We start from the raw sequence: 8,704 nt of genomic DNA, 5'->3' as shown, positions 1-8,704 counted from the left end.
TCGGGACAGGGTTTTCATGGCCCGGAGCCTAAGCACAAATCCGGGCTTTTTAATGGCTGGGAACCCGCTTTAGGCGGCGCGGATGACCTTGGCGAAGGTGTCGAAGATCGGCTCGTTCGAAGCGATGACTTCGCCATCTTCCAGAATGTTGCCATCCGGGTTGATCGGGGCGATCATACCACCGGCCTCGCGCACCAGCAGCACGCCCGCGGCCAGATCCCACGCATTCAGGCCACGCTCCCAAAAGCCGTCGTAGCGGCCAGCGGCGACATAGGCCAGATCCAGAGCCGCCGAGCCCCAGCGCCGCACGCCAGCGCATTGCGGCATCAGCCGGGCCAGATCCTGCAGCGTTGCCGGAAGATCGCGGCGGCCACCGAACGGAACGCCGGTGGCAAAGATCGATTCAATCATCTTGTGGCGACCCGACACCCGCAGGCGGGTATCGTTCATCCAGGCGCCCGCGCCTTTTTCGGCATAGAACATCTCTTCCTTAGCGGCGTCGAACACCACGGCAGCGACGATTTCGCCCTTGTGTTCCAGCCCGATCGAGATCGCCCAATGCGGCAGGCCGTGCAGAAAGTTGGTGGTGCCATCCAGCGGATCGACCAGCCAGCGGCGGGTCGGGTCGATGCCTTCGACGGGTTCGCTTTCTTCGCCAACCCAGCCGTAATTCGGGCGCGCGGTCATCAGTTCATCGCGGATGATCTTTTCCGCCGCCAGATCGGCGCGGCTGACGAAATCGCCCGCGCCTTTCATCGAGACCTGCAGGTTCTCGACCTCGCGGAAGTCTTTGACCAGACTGCGGCCAGCCTTCCGGGCGGCCTTGATCATGATGTTGAGATTCGCGCTGCCTTGCATCGGGGGCTCCTTTGTCAGGCCGCGCGTATACGCCGATGCGCGCCGCTTGCCAAGCCTTGCAGCCGTCTTGGATGATCGCCGTGAAATTCGCGCCGTTCAGCGCCGTTGCAGTTTCACCGGTTCGGTGCGGGCCAGACGGGTGAAATGCGCCATGAACGGTTTGGAGGCGTCCTCTTCGCGCACGGCGGCATACATGCGGCGGGTGACGCCGTCCTTGGTCAGCGGGCGGGTGATCAGTTCATCCGCGTCGCCCTCTTCACGCACCACCCAATCGGGCAGCACCGCCACCCCGCGCCCCGAAGCCACCAGCATCAGGATCACCGCCGTCAGTTCGACCTGACGCACCGCGCGCGGCTCGACCCGGGCCGGGGTCAGCAGTTCCTTGAACACATCCAGACGCGAGCGGTCCATCGGATAGGTGAACAGTTGCTGATCGCGCAGATCCTCGGCCTCGATATAGGCTTTCTTGGCCAAGGGATGGGTCCGGGCGGCGATAAAGGCCGGGGCATAGTCGAACAGCGGCAGAAAGGTGATGCCGGGAATGTCTTCGGGGTCGGACGAGATCACCAGATCGACCTCTTCCCGCCGCAGCGCCGGCAACGCGCCAAAGGACAGGCCCGCGCGGATATCGACGTCGATCTCGGGCCATGTCTTGCGGAAATCTTTCAGCACCGGCAGCAGCCAGTCGAAACAGGCGTGGCACTCCATCGCGATATGCAGCCGCCCGGATTTGCCCGACAACAAGGCGCGGAATTCTTCTTCGGTGGCGGCGACCTCGGGCAGGACCCGTTCGGCCAGCCGCAACAGTTTCATCCCGGCCGAAGACAGTTTCAGCGGTTTCGAGCGCCGCACGAACAATTCCATCCCGACCTGTTCTTCCAGGCCTTTGACCTGATGCGACAGCGCCGATTGCGTCATGTTTAAAAGGTCCGCCGCACGGGCCAGACCGCCCGCCTCGTGGATGGCGCGAATGGTGCGAAGGTGGCGCAGTTCGAGATGCATCTTGGAACAGATTTCATATTGTTCTTGAGAATTATGAATTTGTTTCACAACTGCATTTATGTCACAAGGGCCAAAATCGAACTTCCCCAGATGAGACAGCCATGACCGCCACCAGCGCCCCCCGCGTTTCTTTCGAGTTTTTCCCGCCGCAATCGCTTGAGGCATCGTTCCGCCTGTGGGACACCGTGCGCGCGCTGGCGCCGCTGAAGCCGGAATTCGTCTCGGTGACCTATGGCGCTGGCGGCACCACCCGCAAGCTGACCCATGATGCGGTGGCGACCATCCACAAGAATTACGGGCTGAACGTGGCCGCGCACCTGACCTGCGTCGACGCCTCGCGCGAGGAAACGATGGAGATCGTTAAAGCCTATGCCGAGGCCGGCGTGACCGAAATCGTCGCCCTGCGGGGCGATCCGCCCAAGGGCCAGGGCCATTTCAGCGCCCATCCGCAAGGCTTTGCCAACTCGGCTGAACTGGTCGAGGCGCTGGCCGAGACCGGCAAGTTCAAGATCCGCGTCGGCGCCTATCCCGATCCGCATCCCGAGGCCACGGATGAAAATTCCGATGTGATCTGGCTGAAGCACAAGATCGACGCCGGGGCTGACTCGGCCATCACCCAGTTTTTCTTTGAGCCCGACACCTATTTCCGCTTCCGCGACAAATGCCAGAAAGCCGGGATCGACGCGCCGATCATTCCGGGCCTCTTGCCGATCGAGAACTGGAATGGCGTCAAGAAATTCGCCACCCGCTGCGGCACGCCGGTTCCGGCATGGCTGGACGAGAAATTCGAGGCCGCCGGTCCCGAGGGCGCCGAGGCGCTGTCAATCGATCTGGCGGTGGATATGTCCGAGAAACTGCTGAAAGGCGGGGTCGAGGATCTGCATTTCTATACCCTGAACAAACCGCAACTGACCCGCGACATCTGTCAGGCGCTGGGTGTGGCCATCGACCCGTCGTTGGGCGCGGTAGCCTGAGAGGGCTGGTAAACCGGCAAACTGCTGGGATGGGCGCGGTTGATGGCGGTGGGATGGATCGATTCCGAGCTGTCGCGCCCCACCACCCGCTTGTGGCGGATCAGAAAGAACTTGCCCCAGCCGCGCAGGCTGCCGACTGACGGCGCGTTGGCGTCGCAAGGGAATTGCGCCATCCAGCCCTCGGGCAGGCGCACATCACAGCTTTCCAGCCGCCGTAGCATCCAGACCAGCGGGATATTCGCCAGCGGCCGCGCCTCTTCGAACCCGCTGAGCTGACCGCCGATATCGCCGTGGCTGCCACGGAACCAGACCTGCTCGACCCGGCCGTCAAAATGACTGGGGCATTGCCACAGCACCGGGGTAAAGACCTCGCGGCTTTCGTCCAGTGCCAGCGCGTGAAACCCGTGTTTCACCACCTTGCCCAATTCGTGGTTGTGGAAATCATAGCGCGGCTCGGTCAGGCGCCACAGCAGCGGCAGCCGCAGGCCCAGCGCCTTGACCGTGTCCCAGACGCCGACCATCTCGACCTCGGTATGGTCATAGCAATAGGCCCGGCTGAACGCCCGCGCCACATCGCTGGCCGCGCCGGTTTCGTAATGGCGGTAGGCCTGACGCACGTTGCGCTCGGTCGCGTGGACCGATTTCAACAGCCCGACCCGGTCCAGCACCCCCGCCAGCGACCGCACCGCAAAGGCGCCACGGGAATAGCCCATCAGGATAATCCGGTCACCGGGATGATACCGCGACGCCAGATAGCCATAAGCGCGGCGGATCTGCCGGTTGATCCCGCGTCCCATGATCACATCGATGCTTTGCCGCCAGCTGTCCCACTGGATGCCGGATTCGTAATACAGCGACAGGTTCGCGCCCGGCGCCTGCGACAACAGCTTGTAGGCCAGCCCGGCATTGGTTTCTTCGCCCGGATCCAGCGACGACAGGGTGCCATCCAGAATGACGATATGCGTGACGGCCTTGCGGCCCAATACCGGACTGTGCGTTTGCGGCTCGTGTTCGCGCCGCAACCACGCTCTGACCCGGTCGAAAATACCCATCGGTTGGCCTCCCCCGAGCGGCCAGACGGGGCGATCAGCGAAAAGGAGCTGTCACTCTGCTGCGCTTGGGCGCCTGTTGCCTGACCTCAAGGTCCAGACTAATACCTGAACGCCCGCTGTCCAGCCCCTCGATTTGCGAAATGGTTCACAACCTGTTGTCTGGCGCTTGTCCGGGTTGGCGGCACGATCTGCCATTCTCAGGGGTTGGCCTTGACGCCCGCAGGCTGTAGATCACCGAAAACCTGTTTTTGACGTGGGATACCCCCTGATGCCGATGGAAAAGAATTTTGATGCCGCCAAGGCCGAAACCCGCCTGTATGAGGCCTGGGAAAAGGCCGGCTGTTTTGTAGCCGGGGCCAATGCCAGCCGGGCCGAGACCTATTGCATCATGATCCCGCCGCCGAACGTCACCGGCGTTCTGCACATGGGCCACGCGTTCAACAACACGCTACAGGACATCCTGATCCGCTGGAAGCGGATGCAGGGCATTGACACGCTGTGGCAGCCCGGCACCGACCATGCCGGTATCGCCACCCAGATGGTGGTCGAGCGGATGCTGACCGAGACCCAGCAACCCAGCCGCCGCGAGCTGGGCCGCGAGGCATTTCTTGAAAAAGTCTGGGAATGGAAGGCCAAATCGGGCGGCACCATCGTGCAGCAACTCAAGCGGCTGGGCGCCTCGTGCGACTGGACCCGCACCGCGTTCACCATGTCGGGTGCCGAAGGCGCCCCAGCGGACGAGGCCGAGGGCAATTTCCACGATGCCGTCATCAAGGTCTTCGTGGACATGTATAACAAGGGCCTGATCTATCGCGGCAAGCGGCTGGTCAACTGGGACCCGCATTTCGAAACCGCGATTTCCGACCTCGAAGTCGAGAATATCGAGGTCGCGGGCCACATGTGGCACTTCAAATACCCGCTGGCTGGTGGCCAGACCTATACCTATGTCGAAAAGGACGAGGACGGGACCGTCACCTTCTCGGAAGAGCGCGATTATATCTCGATCGCCACCACCCGGCCCGAAACCATGCTGGGCGATGGCGCGGTCGCGGTGCATCCGTCGGACGAACGCTATGCGCCGATTGTCGGCATGCTGTGCGAAATCCCGGTCGGCCCCAAGGAACACCGCCGCCTGATCCCGATCATCACCGATGAATATCCCGATCCGAATTTCGGCTCGGGCGCGGTCAAGATCACCGGCGCGCATGACTTCAACGACTATCAGGTCGCCAAGCGTGGCGGCATCCCGATGTATCGCCTGATGGACACCAAAGGCCATATGCGCGCCGATGGCGCGCCCTATGCCGAAGCCGCCGCAATTGCTCAGCAGGTCGCCCGTGGCGAGGTTGAACTGACCGAGGCAGAGGCCGATGCGCTGAACCTTGTGCCCGAGGATTATCGCGGCCTTGACCGGTTCGAGGCGCGCAAACGCGTGGTGGCAGATATTTCCGCCGAAGGTCTGGCGGTGATGGTGCCGGGCGCGCCGAACGAGGACGGCAATGTCTGTTTCGATGGCGGCATGGTGCCCTTTGTCGAGAACAAGCCGATCATGCAGCCCTTTGGCGACCGCTCGAAAGTGGTGATCGAACCGATGCTGACCGACCAATGGTTCGTCGACACCTCGAAAATCGTCGGCCCGGCGCTGGACGCGGTGCGGAATGGCGACGTGAAAATCATGCCCGAAAGCGGCGAGAAAACCTATTATCACTGGCTGGACAATATCGAGCCGTGGTGCATTTCGCGCCAACTGTGGTGGGGTCACCAGATCCCGGTTTGGTTCGACGATGAGGGCAACCAATATTGCGCCCCAACCGAGGAAGAGGCGCAAGCCCAAGCCCCCGGCAAAACCCTGATCCGCGACCCCGACGTTCTGGACACGTGGTTCAGTTCGGGCCTGTGGCCGATCGGCACGCTGGGCTGGCCGCATTGGGACGAAAGCACCAAAAAATACTTCCCGACCAGTGTTCTGATCACGGGCCAGGACATCCTGTTCTTCTGGGTTGCCCGGATGATGATGATGCAACTGGCCGTGGTGGATCAGATCCCGTTCCACGATGTTTACCTGCATGGCCTTGTCCGCGACGCCAAGGGCAAGAAGATGTCGAAATCCACCGGCAACGTCATCGACCCGCTGGAAATCATCGACGAATACGGCGCCGACGCGCTGCGCTTTACCAATGCGGCGATGGCCAGCCTTGGCGGCGTGCTGAAACTGGATATGCAGCGCATCGCCGGTTATCGGAATTTCGGCACCAAGCTGTGGAACGCCGCGCGTTTTGCCGAAATGAACGGCGTGTTCGAAGGCTATGCGCCCGATGGCACCGTGCCGCAGCCCAGCGCCACGGTGAACAAATGGATCATCGGCGAAACCGCCCGCGTGCGCGAAGTGGTCGATGCCGCGCTTGAGACCTATCGTTTCAACGATGCCGCACAGGCGCTTTATGCCTTTGTCTGGGGCAAGGTCTGTGACTGGTATGTGGAATTCTCGAAACCGCTGCTGCTGGATGGCGACGCCGCAACCAAGGCCGAGACCAGCGCAACGATGGCGTGGGTCATCGACCAGTGCCTGATCCTGCTGCACCCGATCATGCCCTTCATCACCGAAGAACTGTGGGGCACGTTGGGCGCGCGGCAAAAGCTGCTGGTCCATGCCGACTGGCCGACCTATGGCGCCGATCTGGTCGATGCCGAGGCCGACCGCGAGATGAACTGGGTCATCGGGTTGATCGAGGAAATCCGTTCGGTCCGCGCGCAGATGCATGTGCCTGCGGGTCTGCACCTGCCGATGTTGCAACTGGAACTGGACGCCGCTGGCCGCGCCGCATGGGACCGGAACGAGACCCTGATCAAGCGCCTTGCCCGGATCGAAAGCCTGACCGCGGTCAACGCCCTGCCTAAGGGCTGTGTCACCATCGCAGCCGAAGGCGGTGCCTTTGGCCTGCCGCTGGCCGATGTGATCGACGTGGTCGAGGAAAAGGCCCGGCTTGAGAAAACCCTGCAAAAGCTGGCCAAGGAACTGGGCGGGCTTGAGGGCCGTCTGAAGAACCCGAAATTCATCGAAAGCGCCCCGGACGAGGTGATTGATGAAACCCGCGATCTGGTTGCGCAAAAGCACGATGAACGCGCCACGCTGAACGCCGCGCTTGAGCGGCTGGCGGCGCTGGCCTAAGACCACCGGCCTGCGACCTGCCCGATAGGGGCGGGTCGCGCCGCTTGGTCGCATTGAAATTTCCCCCGATTTTCCCTATCCTTGGTGCCTTGCGATACGGAAGGCGGTCACGCCTTCTGCGGCACGGTCGGGCCTTACAGTTCGGCACATCGCATTCGAACAAGGCCGCAGGCACTGATCAATTGGCTGATCCAGCCTCGGCTTTTGTGGCCCCGGTCGCGTCAGGAAATCGCGATGGCGTTTATACAGGTGGCTCGTCAAACTCCGCACCTGGCCGGGCGTCCGAACGCAAGCCTGCGCGCCCGACCGCGCCATGACCCCCTGCCCGCCTGCCGCGCTTATTGACATCCCGCCGCCCTTTCGCGAAAAGGGCCGCGAACCATACCCGCAACCGGGCGTTCCGTGGGCGCCAAACTGACGAGGAGAGCCAAATTGGCCCAGATTTCCCTCACTTTTCCCGATGGCAATTCGCGCGACTATGACGCAGGCGTGACCCCTGCCGAAGTTGCGTCCAGCATCGCAACCTCGCTGGGCAAAAAGGCGATCTCTGCCACGGTCAACGGCGCGCATTACGATCTGCAATGGCCGATCACCAGCGACGCAACCATCGCCATCAACACGCTCAAGGACGACGCCCCGGCGCTGGAACTGATCCGGCACGATCTGGCGCATGTCATGGCCCGCGCCGTGCAGGAACTGTGGCCCGATGTCAAAGTCACCATCGGCCCGGTGATCCAGCACGGCTGGTATTACGATTTCGACCGCGCCGAGCCGTTCACCCCCGAAGATCTGGGCGCGATCGAGGCGCGGATGAAAGCCATCATCAACGCCCGCGACGCCGTCCGCACCGAGGTCTGGGACCGCGCCCGCGCGATCAAGCATTACGAAGACAACGGCGAGCCCTACAAGGTCGAGCTGGTCAACATGATCCCCGATGACGGCCAGCCGATCCGCATGTATTGGCATGGCGACTGGCAGGATCTGTGCCGCGGCCCGCATCTGCAGAACACCGGGCAATTGCCGGCGGATTCATTCCGTCTGATGAACGTGGCCGGGGCCTATTGGCGCGGCGACAGCAACCGCCCGATGCTGCAGCGGATCTATGGCGTTGCCTTCAAGAACAAGGAAGACCTGAAAGCCCATCTGCACATGCTGGAAGAGGCCGCCAAGCGCGACCACCGCAAGCTGGGCCGCGAGATGGACCTGTTCCATATGCAGGAAGAAGCCCCCGGTCAGGTGTTCTGGCACCCCAACGGCTGGCGCATCTACACCACGCTGCAGGATTACATGCGCCGCCGTCAGGACGCCGGTGGCTATGTCGAGGTCAACACGCCGCAAGTGGTGGACCGCAAGCTGTGGGAAAAATCCGGCCACTGGGACAACTATCAGGAAAACATGTTCATCGTCGAAGTGGACGAGGAACACGCTCGCGAAAAAGCCATTAACGCGCTGAAACCGATGAACTGTCCCTGCCATGTGCAGGTGTTCAATCAGGGCCTGAAATCCTATCGCGACCTGCCGCTGCGCATGGCGGAATTCGGCTCGTGTAACCGGTATGAGCCCTCGGGCGCGCTGCATGGGATCATGCGGGTGCGGGGCTTTACTCAGGATGACGCGCATATCTTCTGCACCGATGACCAGATCGAATT

6 protein-coding genes are annotated in these 8,704 nt (G+C 62.2%); 3 read left to right on the top strand and 3 right to left on the bottom strand.

Annotated elements, in window-relative coordinates; all coding sequences use genetic code 11:
* Positions 1–69: 69 nt before the first annotated feature.
* Both ABYW26_RS06645 and ABYW26_RS06640 read right to left on the bottom strand, forming a co-directional pair.
* Positions 70–858 carry an inositol monophosphatase gene (locus ABYW26_RS06645; protein ID WP_372603993.1) on the bottom strand — a complete coding sequence of 263 codons (789 nt, stop codon included), beginning with the start codon at positions 856–858 and terminating at the stop codon, positions 70–72.
* Positions 859–954: 96 nt separating this feature from the next.
* Positions 955–1,860 carry a LysR family transcriptional regulator gene (locus ABYW26_RS06640; RefSeq protein WP_372603992.1) on the bottom strand — a complete coding sequence of 302 codons (906 nt, stop codon included), beginning with the start codon at positions 1,858–1,860 and terminating at the stop codon, positions 955–957.
* A gap of 101 nt (positions 1,861–1,961) precedes the next feature.
* Here ABYW26_RS06640 and metF point away from each other — a divergent pair, with 101 nt between their 5' ends.
* Positions 1,962–2,834: a methylenetetrahydrofolate reductase [NAD(P)H] gene (metF, locus tag ABYW26_RS06635; RefSeq protein WP_372603991.1), complete on the top strand. Its 873-nt coding sequence runs from the start codon at positions 1,962–1,964 to the stop codon at positions 2,832–2,834.
* Here metF and ABYW26_RS06630 read toward each other — a convergent pair.
* Positions 2,786–3,886: a DUF2235 domain-containing protein gene (locus tag ABYW26_RS06630; protein WP_372603990.1), complete on the bottom strand. Its 1,101-nt coding sequence runs from the start codon at positions 3,884–3,886 to the stop codon at positions 2,786–2,788. The two genes, metF and ABYW26_RS06630, sit on opposite strands and share 49 nt — an antisense overlap.
* Before the next feature lie 268 nt (positions 3,887–4,154).
* Between ABYW26_RS06630 and ABYW26_RS06625 the strand changes: the two genes are divergently transcribed.
* Both ABYW26_RS06625 and ABYW26_RS06620 read left to right on the top strand, forming a co-directional pair.
* Positions 4,155–7,055, top strand: a complete 2,901-nt coding sequence (locus tag ABYW26_RS06625; RefSeq protein ID WP_372603989.1) for a valine--tRNA ligase — start codon at positions 4,155–4,157, stop codon at positions 7,053–7,055.
* 432 nt (positions 7,056–7,487) lie between these two features.
* Positions 7,488–8,704: threonine--tRNA ligase (locus ABYW26_RS06620; protein ID WP_372603988.1), on the top strand; the 1,217-nt coding region annotated here is incomplete at its 3' end.

The organism is Actibacterium sp. (genome assembly GCF_041584535.1).
Classification (GTDB): domain Bacteria; phylum Pseudomonadota; class Alphaproteobacteria; order Rhodobacterales; family Rhodobacteraceae; genus Actibacterium_D.
The sequence above is the reverse complement of the archived record's forward strand: the minus strand, read 5'-3'. Positions and strand labels throughout refer to the sequence as shown.